At 60.2% G+C, this 15,840-nt stretch carries 18 protein-coding genes and 1 tRNA gene; 11 read left to right on the forward strand and 8 right to left on the reverse strand.

The window, feature by feature from the left end; genetic code table 11:
* Positions 1–201, reverse strand: a 201-nt coding sequence (locus tag NKH30_RS10035) for a glycosyltransferase (protein ID WP_352995129.1), incomplete at its 3' end; no start/stop codon positions are given.
* A 494-nt stretch (positions 202–695) separates the two neighbouring features.
* Between NKH30_RS10035 and NKH30_RS10040 the strand changes: the two genes are divergently transcribed.
* The 10 genes from NKH30_RS10040 to NKH30_RS10085 all read left to right on the forward strand — a co-directional run bounded on the left by NKH30_RS10040 (position 696) and on the right by NKH30_RS10085 (position 8,467).
* Positions 696–1,052: an SPW repeat protein gene (locus NKH30_RS10040; protein ID WP_352451366.1), complete on the forward strand. Its 357-nt coding sequence runs from the start codon at positions 696–698 to the stop codon at positions 1,050–1,052.
* 131 nt (positions 1,053–1,183) lie between these two features.
* Positions 1,184–1,633 carry a DUF2231 domain-containing protein gene (locus NKH30_RS10045; RefSeq protein ID WP_352995132.1) on the forward strand — a complete coding sequence of 150 codons (450 nt, stop codon included), beginning with the start codon at positions 1,184–1,186 and terminating at the stop codon, positions 1,631–1,633.
* Positions 1,633–2,979: a PQQ-dependent sugar dehydrogenase gene (locus tag NKH30_RS10050; protein ID WP_352995135.1), complete on the forward strand. Its 1,347-nt coding sequence runs from the start codon at positions 1,633–1,635 to the stop codon at positions 2,977–2,979. Before NKH30_RS10045 ends, NKH30_RS10050 begins: the two co-directional genes overlap by 1 nt.
* Positions 2,980–3,072: 93 nt before the next feature.
* Positions 3,073–3,261 carry a hypothetical protein gene (locus NKH30_RS10055; protein WP_352567649.1) on the forward strand — a complete coding sequence of 63 codons (189 nt, stop codon included), beginning with the start codon at positions 3,073–3,075 and terminating at the stop codon, positions 3,259–3,261.
* A gap of 59 nt (positions 3,262–3,320) precedes the next feature.
* Positions 3,321–4,136: a cytochrome c oxidase subunit II gene (gene coxB, locus NKH30_RS10060; RefSeq protein ID WP_352719181.1), complete on the forward strand. Its 816-nt coding sequence runs from the start codon at positions 3,321–3,323 to the stop codon at positions 4,134–4,136.
* A 91-nt stretch (positions 4,137–4,227) separates the two neighbouring features.
* Positions 4,228–5,997, forward strand: a complete 1,770-nt coding sequence (gene ctaD / locus NKH30_RS10065; RefSeq protein ID WP_352470447.1) for a cytochrome c oxidase subunit I — start codon at positions 4,228–4,230, stop codon at positions 5,995–5,997.
* Complete coding sequence (locus NKH30_RS10070) at positions 5,994–6,698, forward strand: cytochrome c oxidase subunit 3 (RefSeq protein ID WP_352539753.1); 705 nt, start codon at positions 5,994–5,996, stop codon at positions 6,696–6,698. Before ctaD ends, NKH30_RS10070 begins: the two co-directional genes overlap by 4 nt.
* Positions 6,699–6,711: 13 nt before the next feature.
* The gene (locus tag NKH30_RS10075; protein WP_352995139.1) at positions 6,712–7,434 is read left to right on the forward strand and encodes a heme-copper oxidase subunit III family protein; all 723 of its coding nucleotides are present in this window, start codon (positions 6,712–6,714) and stop codon (positions 7,432–7,434) included.
* A gap of 10 nt (positions 7,435–7,444) precedes the next feature.
* Entirely contained in the window at positions 7,445–7,849 is a 405-nt protein-coding gene (locus NKH30_RS10080) for a cytochrome C oxidase subunit IV family protein (RefSeq protein WP_352470444.1), read from the forward strand.
* 144 nt (positions 7,850–7,993) lie between these two features.
* On the forward strand, positions 7,994–8,467 hold the full coding sequence (locus NKH30_RS10085; RefSeq protein WP_352470443.1) for an aminoacyl-tRNA deacylase: 474 nt from the start codon (positions 7,994–7,996) through the stop codon (positions 8,465–8,467).
* A gap of 66 nt (positions 8,468–8,533) precedes the next feature.
* On the opposite strand, the gene NKH30_RS10090 is transcribed toward NKH30_RS10085, so the two are convergent.
* From NKH30_RS10090 to tig, 5 genes are all read right to left on the reverse strand, one after another.
* Positions 8,534–9,346, reverse strand: a complete 813-nt coding sequence (locus NKH30_RS10090) for a DUF2189 domain-containing protein (protein ID WP_023678906.1) — start codon at positions 9,344–9,346, stop codon at positions 8,534–8,536.
* A 315-nt stretch (positions 9,347–9,661) separates the two neighbouring features.
* Positions 9,662–10,594, reverse strand: a complete 933-nt coding sequence (locus NKH30_RS10095) for a heme o synthase (protein WP_352500859.1) — start codon at positions 10,592–10,594, stop codon at positions 9,662–9,664.
* Between the two features lie 147 nt (positions 10,595–10,741).
* Positions 10,742–11,095, reverse strand: a complete 354-nt coding sequence (locus NKH30_RS10100; protein WP_502893720.1) for a c-type cytochrome — start codon at positions 11,093–11,095, stop codon at positions 10,742–10,744.
* A gap of 212 nt (positions 11,096–11,307) precedes the next feature.
* On the reverse strand, positions 11,308–11,829 hold the full coding sequence (locus NKH30_RS10105) for a hypothetical protein (protein ID WP_352470439.1): 522 nt from the start codon (positions 11,827–11,829) through the stop codon (positions 11,308–11,310).
* 161 nt (positions 11,830–11,990) lie between these two features.
* Positions 11,991–13,466 carry a trigger factor gene (gene tig / locus NKH30_RS10110; RefSeq protein WP_352771498.1) on the reverse strand — a complete coding sequence of 492 codons (1,476 nt, stop codon included), beginning with the start codon at positions 13,464–13,466 and terminating at the stop codon, positions 11,991–11,993.
* A 343-nt stretch (positions 13,467–13,809) separates the two neighbouring features.
* Here tig and NKH30_RS10115 point away from each other — a divergent pair.
* Positions 13,810–13,894, forward strand: a tRNA-Leu gene (locus tag NKH30_RS10115).
* Positions 13,895–13,985: 91 nt separating this feature from the next.
* Here the strand turns inward: NKH30_RS10115 and NKH30_RS10120 are convergent.
* Entirely contained in the window at positions 13,986–14,570 is a 585-nt protein-coding gene (locus tag NKH30_RS10120; RefSeq protein ID WP_352470438.1) for a GDYXXLXY domain-containing protein, read from the reverse strand.
* Positions 14,567–15,685: a DUF2157 domain-containing protein gene (locus tag NKH30_RS10125; protein WP_352470437.1), complete on the reverse strand. Its 1,119-nt coding sequence runs from the start codon at positions 15,683–15,685 to the stop codon at positions 14,567–14,569. The genes NKH30_RS10120 and NKH30_RS10125 overlap by 4 nt, the downstream gene beginning before the upstream one ends.
* Between the last annotated feature and the right edge of the window lie 155 nt (positions 15,686–15,840).

Consider the following 15,840-nt stretch of genomic DNA (forward strand, 5'->3'; position numbering starts at 1 on the left):
GACCCTGGGGTTCAGGCGCAGCGCGACGTCGCAACACGGCACCAGCTCGGCTGAGGTACGAGAATCGGCGCTGGCGAACAGCGTCACCTCGTGGCCCTGTCGGACAAGTTCTTCGGTCAGATACGAAACAATTCGCTCGGTTCCACCGTAGGTTCGGGGCGGCACGGATTCGGTTAGCGGCGCGATCTGGGCTATTTTCATTTAGAAAATCTTTTCGACGGCGACCGCCGTCTTTCAAACAAGCTTCGGCGGCAACCAAGACAAGCGAGAGCTTCTCGTTGCGAAGTATTCTATGCAGAGTGTATTTATAGTTGTGCCGTCCGTGCTCCTCCCGTGCAATCAGGTTTCCCTTATTCAACTCCTCTGCATCCAAGAACTGCGATCCACGAGAAATGTTTCACCGGCTCGATAAAAAGACAGAATGAGCTACGCGCCGCCGCCCCGCCGCCCCCTGACAGGCAGCTTTGGATCGCTCGATCACCACCAATTGATCCAGGCGTGCCGGTGCCGAATGGAACATAAAGCCCGGAATTCAGTTAGATAGCTGGATTTGGCTGGAGTATCGCCAGATGCGGAATTCCAGCCGGGCAGGGCACTACCTTGACACGGAGTGAGCGGCTTCGGGCGCATCTCACCGAACTCAGGCACCACCTTGCCGAACTCAGGAGCCATAAACGCTCCTTATGGAGGATGCCATGAACCAGTGGACAAACGCCAGGCTCTGTGACGTAGCCAACCTGATCCTTGGGGCAATTCTGTTCTTCTCCCCCTGGATCTTCACCTTTGCGGCAGGCCCGCAGACGCAGAACGCCCTCGGCAGCGGAATCTTGATTGTCGTGCTTTCGGTTGCCGCCCTCGCAGCATTTGCCGTGTGGGAAGAGTGGGTGAACCTGGTCGTCGGACTGTGGGTTCTCGCATCGCCCTGGGTGCTTGGATTCCAGGCGACCACGGCGATGACCGTGCATGTCGTGATCGGCATTCTGGTCGCCGTGCTGGCGGCGATCGAGCTCTGGATGATGTATCAGAACCCGCCGACCCAGTCCGCCGCCTAACAGGCGCAGCCAGCCAGCGCCCTTTTTTGGGCCTGACGGATCTATCGGTCGTCTGCCGGTCTCTCGGCAACAGCCGCTGGAGGCCGGGCAGGCGGCGTTTGTTTGGACGAGAATAGGAAGGATGACGCATTATGGTCGGTGACAATCCGCGTTCGACGGCCAGGATTGCGGGACATCCTATTCATCCGATGCTCGTGCCATTTCCGATCGCCTGCTTCGTCGGCACCCTGCTGACGGATCTAGCCTATTGGCGAACAGCGGAGATGATGTGGGCTGACTTCTCCGCTTGGCTGGTTACCGTCGGCGTGATCATGGGCTGCCTGGCAGCGATCGCGGGGCTGATCGATTTCCTGGCCAATCCGCTGATAAGGGCACAGCCCCCCGCCTGGCCGCACGTGCTCGGCAATCTTCTGGCGCTGGCGTTATCCATCATCAACATGCTCGTGCACACCCGCGATGCATGGACCTCCATCGTTCCTACAGGCTTGATCCTCTCGGCGGTTGTCGTGCTCGTCCTCATCTTCACCGGTTGGCTGGGCTGGTCCATGGTGTACAGGCATCACGTCGGAGTGGCGAATTGATGCGCATAGCAAGCTCCATCGGTCAGACCAGGCGCATCGCGGTGTCCGTCCTAGTTTGCACTGCGGCGATCACTCTTGCAGCGTGCAGCGGCAACGATCCGGACCCCAGCAGTCAGATAGGGCCGAATCCAAAACTGCCGGAGCCGATCCAATATTTCTTCCCGCCGATGCATCTCGCTTCCGTGGTCGGATGGAAGAGCGACGAGAAGCCGACAGTCGCGCAGGGGCTGCAGATCCAGGCTTTCGCCCACGGCTTGCAGCATCCGCGGTCGCTTTATGTGCTGCCCAATGGCGACGTGCTGGTGGTCGAGTCCAAGGCGCCGGGTGGCGAACCGATCAAACGGCCCAAGGATTTGGTGATGGGCTGGATCGAATCCTGGGTCACCTCGGGCGGCGACAGCGGCCCAAGCAACCGCATTACGCTGCTGCGCGACGCCGATGGCGATGGCAAGCCGGAGCTGACCAGCGTATTCCTCGACCACCTGAGCTCCCCCTTTGGCGTGGCGCTGGTGGGAAGCGATCTCTACGTCGCCAATACCGACTCCATCGTCCGCTATCCCTACAACACCGGTGACACAAAGATCACCACGCCCGGGACGCCGCTAACCGCCCTGCCCGGCGGCCCGATCGACCACCATTGGACGAAGAGCCTGGTGGCAAGCCCCGACGGCTCGCTGCTCTATGTCGGCATCGGCTCGAACAGCAACGTCGCCGAAAACGGCATCGAGGCGGAGAAGAACCGCGCCGCCATCTGGCAGGTAGACAGGGCCACCGGCCGGTCGCGCATTTTCGCCAGCGGTTTGCGCAATCCAAACGGCCTGAGCTGGGAGCCGCAGACCGGGGCGCTCTGGGCAGTGATCAATGAACGCGACGAGCTCGGCCCCAATCTCGTGCCGGATTATCTGACCTCGGTAAAGGATGGCGGCTTCTACGGATGGCCATACAGCTATTACGGCCAGCATCTCGATCCCCGCGTCATGCCCCAACGTCCGGACCTGGTCGCAAAAGCGATCGTTCCGGATTATGCACTGAGTTCCCACGTCGCCCCTCTGGGGCTGGCCTTCTATGCGGCAACCAGCCTTCCCGAGGCATATCGCGGCGGCGCCTTCGTTGGCGAGCATGGCAGCTGGAACCGCACGCGCTTCAATGGCTACAAGGTAGTTTTCGTACCATTCAGCGGCGGCCGTCCGAGCGGCGTCGCTACCGACGTGGTGACTGACTTCCTGGACAAGGACAACAAGGCGCGCGGCCGGCCTGTCGGCCTGGCTGTCGACAAAACCGGGGCCCTGCTCATCGCCGACGACGTCGGCAACACAGTTTGGCGGGTGACATCTGCCGGCCAATAAAGTGGCTCCACTCCCTTCGTCGAGCTGTCGGTCGAGCAGGTGGAGGGATCCCCGACGATCGCCGTTCCGGTGGTTCTGCTAGGCGCATTCGGCGTGCCCGCCATTGCCGGCTACTCCACGCTGACGATGTTTGCCGCGTGGCCGCATCGGGCGGGTGAGCTGGAAATAGATGAGGGCCTGCCGCTGATCACCGCCGAACCGAAGGACCGCCAGCGCCGCGAAATGGTATTTTTGCCCTTCCCACAGCCGGCTCTAGAATTTTCATCGCAAATCAAGTTATGATGCACTTGGTATTTCCCGGGACGGCTTGCGCCGCTTGGAATACCGGGAGGAACCGGGACATGGCCGTTGCGCTTGTACTCGTTCTGATAGTCGTGGGCTCGGTGTTGTTCCACTTCCTGAGCCCATGGTGGTGGACGCCGATTGCCTCGAACTGGGACTATATCGACAACACCATCATCATAACTTTCTGGATCACCGGTGTCGTCTTCGCCGCCGTGGTTCTTTTCATGGCCTATTGCGTCTTCCGCTTCCGTCATCGGGAAGGCAATCAGGCGGCATACGAACCTGAGAACAGGCGGCTCGAATCCTGGCTGACGGTCGTCACCGCGGTTGGTGTCACCGCTTTGCTCGTTCCAGGCCTGTTCGTCTGGAGCCGGTTCGTTACCGTTCCAAGCGACGCAACCGAGGTCGAAGTCGTCGGCCAGCAGTGGCAATGGAGTTTCCGCCTCCCCGGCAAGGACGGCAAGCTCGGCACATCCGACACTCGCGACGTCAACGCTGAAAATCCACTCGGCGTCATCGCCGCCGATGCCAACGGTCAGGACGATGTCGTAGTGGAAGCGGCCGACCTGCACCTCCCGGTAGGCAAACCGGTCAAGATGCTGCTCCGCTCGATCGATGTGCTGCACGATTTCTACGTGCCGGAATTCCGCGCCAAGATGGACATGATCCCGGGCTCGGTCACCTATTTCTGGTTCACTCCGACCAAGACCGGAACCTTCCAGGTCCTGTGTGCCGAACTCTGCGGCCAGGGACATCCGATGATGCATGGCGTGGTCATGGTCGATACTCAGGAAGACTATCTGGCGTGGCTTGGCCAGCAGCAGACTTTTGCGCAGCTGTCCGCGCCCCAGCAGATGGGCTCGGCAGAGTAGGAAACCGGAACGACGGCGCGCCGTCGGGATTGAAGTTAATGCGGCAAGTCCGAACTGTCGGGCTGGCCGAGAAGGGCACGGAGGTGTTCCTATGGTCGATATCACACCTGCAGATGCGGTACCGCCGGCCGAAGTCGCGGAAATGGAACTCTACCATCCGCACAGCTGGTGGACGAAATACGTTTTCTCGCAGGACGCCAAGGTCATCGCCATCCAGTATTCGGCGACGGCGACAGCGATCGGCATGGTCGCGCTGGTGCTATCCTGGCTGATGCGGCTGCAACTCGGCTTCCCCGGCACATTCGACTTCATCACCCCGGAAGCCTACTACCAGTTCATCACCATGCACGGCATGATCATGGTGATCTACCTGCTCACGGCACTCTTCCTGGGCGGCTTCGGCAACTATCTGATCCCGTTGATGGTTGGTGCTCGCGACATGGTCTTTCCCTATGTCAACATGCTGAGCTACTGGATCTATCTGCTCGCCGTGCTGGTCCTGGTGTCGAGCTTCTTTGCGCCCGGCGGACCGACGGGTGCCGGCTGGACGCTCTATCCGCCGCAGGCGATCATGACCGGTACGCCAGGCGGCCAGGACTGGGGCATCATCCTGATGCTTGTCTCGCTGATCCTGTTCATCGTCGGCTTTACCATGGGCGGCTTGAACTATGTCGTGACGGTGCTGCAGGGGCGCACGCGCGGCATGACGCTGATGCGCCTTCCGCTTACTGTCTGGGGTATTTTCACCGCCACCGTCATGGCACTGCTCGCCTTCCCGGCGCTGTTCGTCGCCTGCGTGATGATGCTGCTCGACCGGGCGCTCGGCACCAGCTTCTTCATGCCGGCGATCGTCGAGATGGGCGAACAGTTGCAGCACGGCGGCGGCAGCCCGATCCTGTTCCAGCATCTGTTCTGGTTCTTCGGCCATCCGGAGGTCTACATCGTGGCGCTTCCGGCCTTCGGCATCGTATCCGACCTGATCAGCACCCATGCGCGCAAGAACATCTTCGGCTACCGCATGATGGTCTGGGCCATCGTCGGCATCGGCGCGCTGAGCTTCGTGGTCTGGGCGCACCACATGTATGTCAGTGGCATGCATCCCTATTTCGGCTTTTTCTTCGCCACAACGACATTGATCATCGCCGTCCCAACAGCCATCAAGGTCTACAATTGGGTGCTGACGCTGTGGCGCGGCGACATCCACCTCACCATACCGATGCTTTTTGCCTTGGCCTTCATCGTCACCTTCGTCAATGGCGGGTTGACTGGGCTATTTCTTGGCAATGTCGTCGTCGACGTTCCGCTTTCGGACACGATGTTCGTCGTCGCCCATTTCCATATGGTCATGGGGGTTGCCCCGATCATCGTAATCTTCGGCGCGATCTATCACTGGTATCCGAAGGTCACCGGCCGGATGCTGAACGAGACACTGGGCCGGTTCCATTTCTGGGTCACCTTCCTCGGCGCCTATCTGATCTTCTTTCCCATGCACTATCTCGGCTTGATGGGCGTGCCGCGGCGGTACAACGAATTGACCGACATGACGATCATGACGGAATCGGCCCACCACCTGAACTCGTTTATCAGCATCATGGCTTTTATAGTCGGTTTTGCTCAGATTGTGTTTCTGTTCAATCTCATCTGGAGCATCCGCCATGGCCGCGAGGCTGGCGGCAATCCGTGGCGGGCAACGACGCTCGAGTGGCAGACGCCCGAAACACCGCCCGCCCACGGCAATTTCGGCAAGGATCTGCCGATCGTCTATCGCTGGGCCTATGACTACAGCGTACCGGGAGCCAAGGAGGACTTCATACCGCAAAACGTTCCGGGCTCCTTCGCGCCCTCCAGGGAGCCGGCATGAGCGTAATCCTGGTCTTCCTGCTCGTGATCGCCGGTATTGCCGGGTGGTGGCTTTCCCATCAGCGGCTAATGACGAAGCCGTGGCTCGAGCAAGGTATGACCGGGGATTTTGTCGCTCTGGACCGATCGGCGCTGCCGACCGCAAAGATCGGTCTCGGCGTCTTCCTTGCCGTCGTCGGCTGCCTGTTCGCGCTGTTCACCAGTGCTTACTTCATGCGCATGGCGCTGTCGGATTGGCGGCCGCTGCCCATCCCGCCCCTGCTCTGGCTTAACACCGGCGTACTGGTCTTGAGCAGCATCGCGATACAGTGCGCTTCGCTCGCGGCGCGCAAGGGTCAAGTGGACATGGTCAGGCTCGGCCTCGCCACCGCTGGACTCACGGCGCTCGTCTTCCTGATTGGACAGCTTGTGGCATGGCGGGAACTGAGTGCCGATGGCTATTTTCTGGCATCCAATCCGGCCAACAGCTTCTTCTACCTGCTAACGGGAATGCATGGCCTGCATATACTGGGAGGACTGGTCGGGCTGGGCAGAACGAGCGTCGGCGCCTGGAACGGAGCGCAGCCGCAGCGGCTTCGCCTCAGTGTCGAGCTGTGCGCCATGTACTGGCATTTCCTGCTTTTCGTCTGGCTCGCCATCTTTGCGCTTCTGGCCGGCTGGGCTTCGACTTTAATCGACATTTGCCGAGGGTTGCTGACCTAGGAGGAACGGGCGGATGGCAGAGACGACACTGGCGCACATCGGCCGAACAGAGCCGCGGCCCGCAGGCTGGCAAGGCATCGCCGCCGACTGGTCCTCGGATCAGCGGGCGTTCAAAAACGTGTCCTGGGGCAAGGCCATGATGTGGATCTTCCTGCTCAGCGACACGTTCATCTTCGGCTGCTTCCTGCTCTCCTACATGACCGCGCGTATATCAACACGTGTGCCGTGGCCCAATCCGAGCGAGGTCTTCGCCCTGCGCATCGGTGGCTCCGACATTCCACTGATCCTTATCGCCATCATGACCTTCGTGCTGATCTCGAGCAGCGGAACGATGGCCATGGCGGTCAATTTCGGCTACCGCCGCGACCGCCGCAAGACGGCAGCGCTGATGCTCTTGACCGCAGCACTCGGCGCGACCTTCGTCGGCATGCAGGCCTTCGAATGGACCAAGCTGATCACCGAGGGCGTGCGGCCTTGGGGCAATCCCTGGGGCGCTGCCCAGTTCGGCGCATCCTTTTTCATGATCACCGGCTTCCACGGCACGCACGTGACGATCGGGGTGATCTTCCTGATCATCGTGGCGCGAAAGGTCTGGCGCGGGGATTACGATGTCGGACGGCCCGGCTTCTTCACCAGCCGAAGGGGCCGCTACGAGAACGTCGAAATCATGGGGCTTTACTGGCATTTCGTCGACCTGGTCTGGGTGTTCATTTTCGCATTTTTCTATCTTTGGTGAGAGGCAGGACATGGCTGAAGCAACCGCAAACGGCCTGGGACAACACGCACTGGACAGCGCCCGTACCCATGATGCGACGACGACCGGCGTTACCCCGGCGGAGGTTCATCAGGAGCACCCGATCAAGCTCTATCTGGTGGTCTGGGCGTGGTTGTTCATCCTCAGCACCTGCTCCTATCTGGTCGACTATTTCGGTCTCCACGGCTATCTCAGATGGTCGCTGATCCTGATCTTCATGATCCTCAAGGCAGGACTGATCGTCGCCATCTTCATGCACATGGCCTGGGAACGGCTGGCACTGGCATATGCAATTATCCTGCCGCCGGTACTGGTTCTGGTGTTCGTGACGATGATGGTCTTCGAAGCGGACTACACGCTTCTCACCCGAATGGCGTTTTTCGGGGCCGGGCCCTGACATGCAATCCGGATCCGGGCCGTCCGGTCCTGGAGCCTTCGCCTTGAAACAATCCACGACTGGTCCATTTCTGTTGGTATCGGAAACGACAGGCGATGCCGGCGTTTCCACATGCGTCGCGAACACCAGCAAGGGGCGCCCAAGATGACCATCGCAACCAGACTGAAGGACTTCATCGATAGGAAAGGAATTTCCTACGACACCGTCGAGCATCACCGCACGGCGACAAGCAGACAATCCGCCATTGCGGCACATGTGCCTGGCAGCATAATGGCCAAATCGGTGGTCGTTCACCACGACCGTGGCTACGCGCTCGCCGTGGTTCCAAGCACGCACAGGATAGAACTCGCGACATTGCAGGATGTCATGGAGAAGCCTCTTGGACTTGCCTCCGAAGACGAGGTGGTCTCGTTGTTCGGCGATTGCGATGTCGGCGCTGTGCCACCGATCGGCGCTGCCTATGATGTGCCAGTGGTCCTCGATGAAAGCCTCGGCGACGCTCCCGAAATCTATTTCGAGGGCGGTGATCATAGGACGCTGGTGCATGTGAGCGGCAGGGATTTTCGCGACCTGACAAAGGACGCGCGCCAGGCCCGTTTCAGCCACCCGGCCTATTGAAAGCTCTGCCCCACCCTGCCCGCACCGGCACTTTCACCGGTGCGCGCAGGGCTGGTTTTTTTCAGCTCACGGTCTGGTGGCCGGCGGCGATTCCACAACTTTCCGATAGACATGCCAGGTCGCATGACCAAGGATCGGCAGCACGACTGCCAACCCGGCGAACACTGGCAGCGAGCCGACGATCAGGGCGACGGCGACGATAAGGCCCCACACGGCCATCACGATCGGGTTGGCCAGGACAACGCGCACCGAGGTGTGGATGGCTTCGTAGGCGCCGACATCGCGGTCGAGCAACAACGGGAATGCGACGACCGTGGTGCACAACACAACCGCGGCGAACACGAAGCCGATGGCGTGACCCAGGATGATGAGCGTCCAGCCGCGTCCCGTGGCGAATATTTCACTGATGAAGCTGGACAGCGATTGCGGCGGCGCCGGGCCGAACAGGGTCTGGTAGAATATCTGGGCCGTCAAAAGCCAGGCGATAAAGATCGCAAGCAGCATGACGCCGACCGCTGCAATAGCCGGCAGTGCAGGAGAACTCCTGACCTCAAAGGCGTGCCTCCACGAGGCGTCGAGCCCGGCTTCCCGTCGCCGGCTGATCTCATAGAGGCCGATCGCCGCGAACGGACCAATCAGTGCAAAGCCGGACACAAGCGGAAACAGCAATGGCAGCGTGTTGTTACCTGACGTCCAGACAGCAAGCACGACACCCGCAATCGGATAGATCAGGCAGAGAAAAACGATGTGCGACGGCTTGACCATGAAATCATCGACGCCACGCCTGAGCGCATCAAAAAGATCGGAGACACCGATTTTTCGAATTCTGGTGTGTTCCAGCGTCTCGCTGGCGCCTGCTATTACGTGAAAGCTTGCCATGACCATTCCTCCAGACCAGGTCCGGTAAGGTCGCGTTTTACGGTGCTGCCGTTCCGCATGATTGGCCCACGCAAACCGCGACCTGCACCATGATCAATATACTCTCATGCGGGGGACTTGTCGCGCTTTGTAGGAAGGCCCGGGAGTAAGAGGTCCCGGGTAGCCTGACTAGCTACGGACGCCGTTCTTCGATATGCTCTTCTAGTCGAAGGTGAAGGTCATGGACGGAAGGACAGTTCTCATACTCGGCCTTGGCGTCGTTATTCTGCTGTTGCTGGGATTTTGTGCTCTGCCAATGTGATGTTTTGAGCCGGGTCAATAGTCGGCTGAAGCGATCACTCGCATTACAATGGTGTCGGCAAGCAACGCTGCAAATATTGCGAAAAGATAGACAATCGAATACGCAAACAGCGCCTTTGCCGGCTTCATCTCCTTGTCGGCGACGAGAACCTTCCAGGCCTGCCAAATGAAACCTGCACCCAACGCGGCTGAAGCAGTGCCGTAATATCCGCTCGCGAAGCCGAGGCCCCAAGGGAGCACGCCGATTGGCGCCAAGAGCAGCGAATAGGCGAAGATTTGTTTTCTGGTCGAGTGCTGGCCGGCCACATTCGGCATCATCGGGACCCCAGCCGCGGCATAGTCACCGACCTTGAAAAGGGCCAGCGCCCAGAAATGAGGCGGCGTCCAGAGGAAAATGATCAGAAACAGGATGAGACTTTCAATGCCGATTGCGCCGGTTGCAGCAACCCACCCGATCACCGGAGGAAGGGCGCCTGCCGCGCCGCCTATGACGATATTCTGTGGCGTCGAGCGCTTCAGCCACATCGTGTAGATAACGACATAGAAAAAGATGGTGAACGCCAACAACGATGCGGCGAGCCACCCCACCAGCACGCCGAGCGTCATGACCGACAGTGCGGAAAGCACCAGACCGAAGCTGAGAGCTTCGCCAGGCGTGACGCGACCGGACGGAATTGGTCGCTTGGACGTGCGAGACATCAAGGCGTCTATGTCTGCGTCGTACCACATATTGAGCGCGCCGGCGGCTCCCGCTCCAACCGCGATTGCGCCGATGGCAATTAAGGCGATAACTGGATTCATCACGCCGGGCGCCATCATCAGGCCGACGAAGGCAGTAAACACGGCGAGCGCCATGACGCGTGGTTTCAAAAGCGCAAAGAAATCACCCGCCGTCGCCTCCGAGAGGCGGATGCCGGTATCCTTGAGACGGCTTTCTTCAGTCGACATTCAGACGACCACCGATGGGAATGGCAGCCTAGCCGGCCAATGTCTTTTTTGCAACGAGTCGCCCTCCCCACCGACACTGCCGGCAGATTGCGGCCGAGGCTATGCCTCGACCTGTTTGCTATACCAAGATCCGGCGGAAGAGCCGGGCTATTTGGAGAATTGCTTCAGATAAGCAATGACATTGGCGACGTCCTCGTCCTTCTTGAGGCCGGGGAATGCCATCTTGGTTCCTTTGACCATCGCCTTGGGATCGTGAAGGTAGGTCGTCAGCGTGGCCTCATCCCATTTGACGCCGGACTTGCCGGCCTCGGTCATGGCCTTGGAATAGCTGAACCCTGGATGCGTGCCGGCCGTTCGGCCGATGACGCCGTTCAAGGACGGGCCGACCTTGTTCTGATCCTTGTCCGCGATATGGCAGACCTTGCATTTGGCGAAGACCTTCTCACCCGCCGCGGCATCCTGTGCCCGCGAGGGGCCGGCAATGACGGTGGCGACGGACATGATGACAAAAAACACAAAGGCACGCATGGCATTTCCTCCCTGATCGCCAATTTGCCCTGGCTGACCTGCACAGGCCGACATTTAGTCCGCTGGCATGCGCTCTTGAATGGCAGAACGGATATCCACTGCCTGGGGTTGCGGCACCTACATACCACGGAACCCGGCCGGCAGATAGAGTTCGGCCGTGCCAAGGTTTAATGCGGACAATCTGCTCAAGGCAATTTGGTGTTGCAGCTGGCGGCGATCCGGCCGATCGCCTCTTCAACTCCGGTGAGGTCAAACTCGGCTTTGCCGCGCCCCGACAGCAGCCCGAACCGCCAGGACAGCAGCAGCCGGTCCGCGGCAATCAGTCGCCTGATGCCGTCGGCACCGTCGCGGACCAGCATCCTGCTGCGCGGGCCGACCGACCAGCTTTCGTTGAGCTTGCCGGATTGGCCGACAGTCACCGACATGGCGATGGTTCGGCTGGCGGAAACGGTGTCGCTCAGCTGCAGCCATTCGCTCCAACGCGGTTCGCCGGCGGTCCGGCACGCGATCGTCAAAACCGGGCTGTAGCTCAATGCGCCGCCGCCGGTGATGAGCTTGTTGGTCGCGTAAAGCGAGGCGGTGACAAGGCCATCGCTGCTCTTGTCGAACCGCCAGTTGTCGAGAACCGTATCAGCCTGGGCAATGCCACAGACCGACGCAAGCAGGAACGCCGCCGCCACGCTTCCGATACCGAAGAACTGTCTCAACGATGCCTCCAACAACCGCTGCGGTCAGCAACCCAGCGCAGATAATCATCAAAGCTTCATATCGCTACCTCGACCGCCAGATGCGCGAAAATCCGTTGCGTCTGTGCCACAACGAAAAAGGCCGCCTCGAGAAGGCGGCCTTTCGGAATTCAGCAGAGACGTTATTCAGCGTCCTTGGCGGTCTTCTTCTTCGGCGCGGCCTTTTTCTTCGGCTCTTCAGCGTCGTCGTCGGCCTTCTTGGTGTCCGCTTTTTTCGCAGCCGCCTTCTTCGCCGGCTTGGCCTTGGTTGTATCCGTATCCTCCTCGTCGGCCAGCAGCTCTTCCTTGCTGACCTTGACGTCGGTGACCGAAATCTGGCCGAGCAGATGGTCGACCACCTTCTCTTCGAACATCGGCGCGCGCAACGTGTTCAGCGCTTCGGGATTGTTGCGATAGAATTCGAAGGCCTCCTGCTGCTGGTTGGCCGGATAGCGACGCACCTGCTCGAAGAGGCCGCGCTGCAATTCCTCGTCCGTCACCGTGACGCCGGCCTTCTCGCCGATTTCGGCGAGAACCAGGCCGAGACGCACGCGGCGCTCGGCAAGCCGCATGTATTCTGCACGCGCTTCTTCTTCCGTCGTCTCTTCGTCGGCAAAGGTCCGCCCGGCAGCTTCGAGATCGCGATTGACCTGGTTCCAGATGTTGTTGAACTCGGCCTCGACTAGCTTGGACGGCGCCTCGAACGAGTAGGCAGCGTCGAGCTGGTCGAGCAACTGCCGCTTGACTTTCTGGCGCGTTATCGAGCCGAACTGGTTCTCGATCTGACCGCGCACCACCTCGCGCAGGCGCTCCAGCGATTCAAGGCCGAGATTTTTGGCCATCTCGTCGTTGATCTCAAGCGCGCCGGGCTTCGACACTTCCTTGACCGTCACGTCAAAAGTGGCTTCCTTGCCGGCCAGATGCGCCCCCTGGTAGTTTTCCGGGAAGGTAACCGTGACCTGCTTCTCGTCGCCGGCCTTGCTGCCGACCAGCTGGTCCTCGAAGCCGGGGATGAATTCCTTCGAGCCGAGCACCAGCGGCTGATCCGTGCCTGCGCCGCCGCCGAAGGCTTCGCCGTCGATCTTGCCGACATAATCGATGGTCACGCGATCGCCTTCGGCGGCCTTGCCGGTCTTCGGCTCGTAAGTGCGGGCGGATTCAGCGACACGCTTGACCTGCTCGTCGATCTCTTCATCCGGCACGTCGAACACCTGGCGCGTCACCTTGATGTCGGAGAAATCCTTGATCTCGATCGGCGGAATGACCTCATAGTTCAGACGGAACTCGAAATCGGCACCGCCTGCCAGGATCTTCTCGGCTTCCTTCTCGTCCTCGGTCATGATCACTTCGGGCTGCATGGCGGCCTTTTCGCCGCGCCCGGTGATGATCGAACGGGTCGAATCATTGAGGATCTCGTTGACCACTTCGGCCATGAACGACTTGCCGTAGACTTTGCGCAGATGCTGCACCGGCACCTTGCCGGGGCGGAAGCCGTTGATGCGGACCTTGTTCCTGGCATCGGAGAGCCGCGCCATCAGCTTGGCTTCCATGTCACCGGCCGGCACGGTGATCTTGATCTCGCGCTTGAGACCGGAGTTGAGCGTTTCGGTGACCTGCATCATAAAACCTTTGTTTCCACCAATGAGGCCGTCAAACGGCCCCTGCCGTTTACAGCCTGCCGGTATGATCTTGCCGGGAATGGCTTTTGGTGCGGGACTTGGCGATCTGTCCGCTCAACGCGGCACAAATCCTCCAGAAATACGCTCCAAAATGTGAATAAGTCTTTGTTTTTCCTACTTCTTATCACATTCTGCAGAAGCGGATCGTCGCGTCCCGTCACATTCGACACGCCTTTTGTCACAGGCGACGCTGATTTTCAACCATCTTTGCATTCCGGCCAATGATGCCGATGTGGGCTCTGACATTGACAGAATGATGGCTACATGGGATTGGCCGGGCAATGCGGATGTGGCGGAATTGGTAGACGCCCTGGATTTAGGTTCCAGTGCCGAAAGGCGTGGGGGTTCGAGTCCCTTCATCCGCACCACCCTTCGCTCTTCGAGCTTGGGGTGGCAGGCCACTCGAAGCTCCTCCGAAGCCTTGGCGAAGGAGGATCATTGCCAAGGCCGTAGCGCGATCTAGTAAAGCGGCTCCTCGAATAGTGTCTTGTCGCCATCCATCAGCGCTTTGATCTGCGCCGTGCCGTTGGCCGCAATCGCCACGCGGATGCCGAACGGCCGCACACGCATGTCGTTCTGGATCGCCATCCCCTCGCCTTCCGGCAGATAGAAGCGCTCGATGCCGTACTCCGGCGCGATCGTCGTTGCTCCCTGGCTGATATTCCAGCCCTCGGAGACGTGTCCGACGATATCGGCTTCATCGGATACTGCCGGCGCCGGCGCTTGCCCGAACCAGGCCGCGGTCGGCCCCCAATAGCCATCGGCGCCCTGCTTCAACCTGACCACGATCGACGTTTCCTCGCTGGAAAGCTTGCCGGCCGGAATGTTGCCGATCAGTTTCACCGGTATGCGTGAAATGTCGTAGCCGAGCAGAATGTAGTCACCGCGCAAGAGATCGCGCGGATCGATCGGCTCGACCTTGAGCAGGACCTGCTTGCCATCGCGCAGGATCGCCGCGCGTCCGGCGATGATCCAGCTCAGAAAGCCGATCTGGACGAGCGCCAGGACCAGCGCCGAGATGATCAGTCTTTTGCCGGTCATCATGCCGCCGCTCCTGTCATGTTCGAGGCGTTCAAGCGCCTTTCTATGCGGATGATAATGAAAGCAAGAACGGCGAGCAGCACCGCCGCCGCAAGGAAGAAGCCTGCCGTGTCGAGCATTGATTGCAGCATCACCACATAGATGATGGCGAGTTCGAAGGCGAAGCCCGCATAGGCAACCCAGCGCAGTCCCCGGCTCTCGCGGCCGCCCAGCACGATCGCCGCGACGATGCCGGCCAGCGCAACAGCCGAGGCAATGGCGAAGCCGCTATTGTAGCTGCTTTCATCCGCCAGTTCGAATTGGATCATCGCCAGGCCGGTGAGAAAGCCGATCAGCGCGTGCAAGGGCAACCTGCCGCCGAGTTGCAAAACCCTCTCGATCGGCCCGGCAGCAAAGATCGCAGCGGTAAAAAGCAGCAGCGACGCGGCAACGAGCGGGATGGCGACTTGCAGCGTGTCGTATTCCGTGGCCAACAGCACGAGGTAGAAAAGGACCGACAGGATGATCAGGTGGCGCGCCGCCTGGCTGCGCGTCCAGAACGAAACGGCGAACAGAATTAGCGCCATGACCACGAAGAGATGCGGAAATTCCGTGCGCCGGAAGTAGTCGAACCCTCTCAGGAACAGCCAGGCATCGGCGATGCCGACGGCAGCGACGGTCAGCGGGTTTGAGCGCAGCGCCACCGCCGCCAGCGCCGTGCCGGCGCCCCAGGTGATCAAGGCCGAGGCCTCGTCGCCCGACAAATGATACATCTGGCCGATCAGCGCGATCGATCCGCCGAATGCCGCCGCCGCGACGATCCACAGTGCTTCGCCGATCGCCGCATGGTCGCGCATCTTCAGCACCGCGCCGCCGACATAGCCGGCAAGGATAACGGCAAAAAGTGCCGCGACCCGCACCAGCCGCGGGATGACTTCCCAGTTGGCGGCGATGAAGATCAGGATAGCCGCGCCGAACAGCAGCGCCGCCATCATCGCCAGGATCGAGCCGAAACTCAGCGATTTGCGTTCGTTTGCCTCGACGTCGCGCGTTAGAGCCTCGGCTGTCGGCGCGTCGATCAGGCCGGCCTGCTGCCATCGCGCGATATCCGACCTGACCCGTGACGAATAGCTCGCCATGCCCCTCCCCCTTTCCTTGGTTCTTTTAGCTCGTCCGGCCAAGCGTTTGACCTAACGGCATTTTCCGATCTGGGCGGAAAACTGGACGCGCGCTAATGCTGCATTGCACAATTTGCATTGCTGCCATGCACCAATAGCGCTTTTAAATCGATATG

The sequence above is a fragment of the Mesorhizobium sp. M1273 genome (genome assembly GCF_040318195.1).
GTDB lineage: Bacteria > Pseudomonadota > Alphaproteobacteria > Rhizobiales > Rhizobiaceae > Mesorhizobium.

Bases quoted from the DNA above. Each gene is read 5' to 3' on its own strand.
- NKH30_RS10040 (WP_352451366.1), top strand. From the start codon at position 696: ATGAACCAGTGGACAAACGCCAGGCTCTGTGACGTAGCCAACCTGATC.
- NKH30_RS10045 (WP_352995132.1), top strand. From the start codon at position 1,184: ATGGTCGGTGACAATCCGCGTTCGACGGCCAGGATTGCGGGACATCCT.
- NKH30_RS10050 (WP_352995135.1), top strand. From the start codon at position 1,633: ATGCGCATAGCAAGCTCCATCGGTCAGACCAGGCGCATCGCGGTGTCC.
- coxB (WP_352719181.1), top strand. From the start codon at position 3,321: ATGGCCGTTGCGCTTGTACTCGTTCTGATAGTCGTGGGCTCGGTGTTG.
- ctaD (WP_352470447.1), top strand. From the start codon at position 4,228: ATGGTCGATATCACACCTGCAGATGCGGTACCGCCGGCCGAAGTCGCG.
- NKH30_RS10070 (WP_352539753.1), top strand. From the start codon at position 5,994: ATGAGCGTAATCCTGGTCTTCCTGCTCGTGATCGCCGGTATTGCCGGG.
- NKH30_RS10075 (WP_352995139.1), top strand. From the start codon at position 6,712: ATGGCAGAGACGACACTGGCGCACATCGGCCGAACAGAGCCGCGGCCC.
- NKH30_RS10080 (WP_352470444.1), top strand. From the start codon at position 7,445: ATGGCTGAAGCAACCGCAAACGGCCTGGGACAACACGCACTGGACAGC.
- NKH30_RS10085 (WP_352470443.1), top strand. From the start codon at position 7,994: ATGACCATCGCAACCAGACTGAAGGACTTCATCGATAGGAAAGGAATT.
- NKH30_RS10090 (WP_023678906.1), bottom strand. From the start codon at position 9,346: ATGGCAAGCTTTCACGTAATAGCAGGCGCCAGCGAGACGCTGGAACAC.
- NKH30_RS10095 (WP_352500859.1), bottom strand. From the start codon at position 10,594: ATGTCGACTGAAGAAAGCCGTCTCAAGGATACCGGCATCCGCCTCTCG.
- NKH30_RS10100 (WP_502893720.1), bottom strand. From the start codon at position 11,095: ATGTCCGTCGCCACCGTCATTGCCGGCCCCTCGCGGGCACAGGATGCC.
- tig (WP_352771498.1), bottom strand. From the start codon at position 13,466: ATGCAGGTCACCGAAACGCTCAACTCCGGTCTCAAGCGCGAGATCAAG.
- NKH30_RS10120 (WP_352470438.1), bottom strand. From the start codon at position 14,570: ATGATGACCGGCAAAAGACTGATCATCTCGGCGCTGGTCCTGGCGCTC.
- NKH30_RS10125 (WP_352470437.1), bottom strand. From the start codon at position 15,685: ATGGCGAGCTATTCGTCACGGGTCAGGTCGGATATCGCGCGATGGCAG.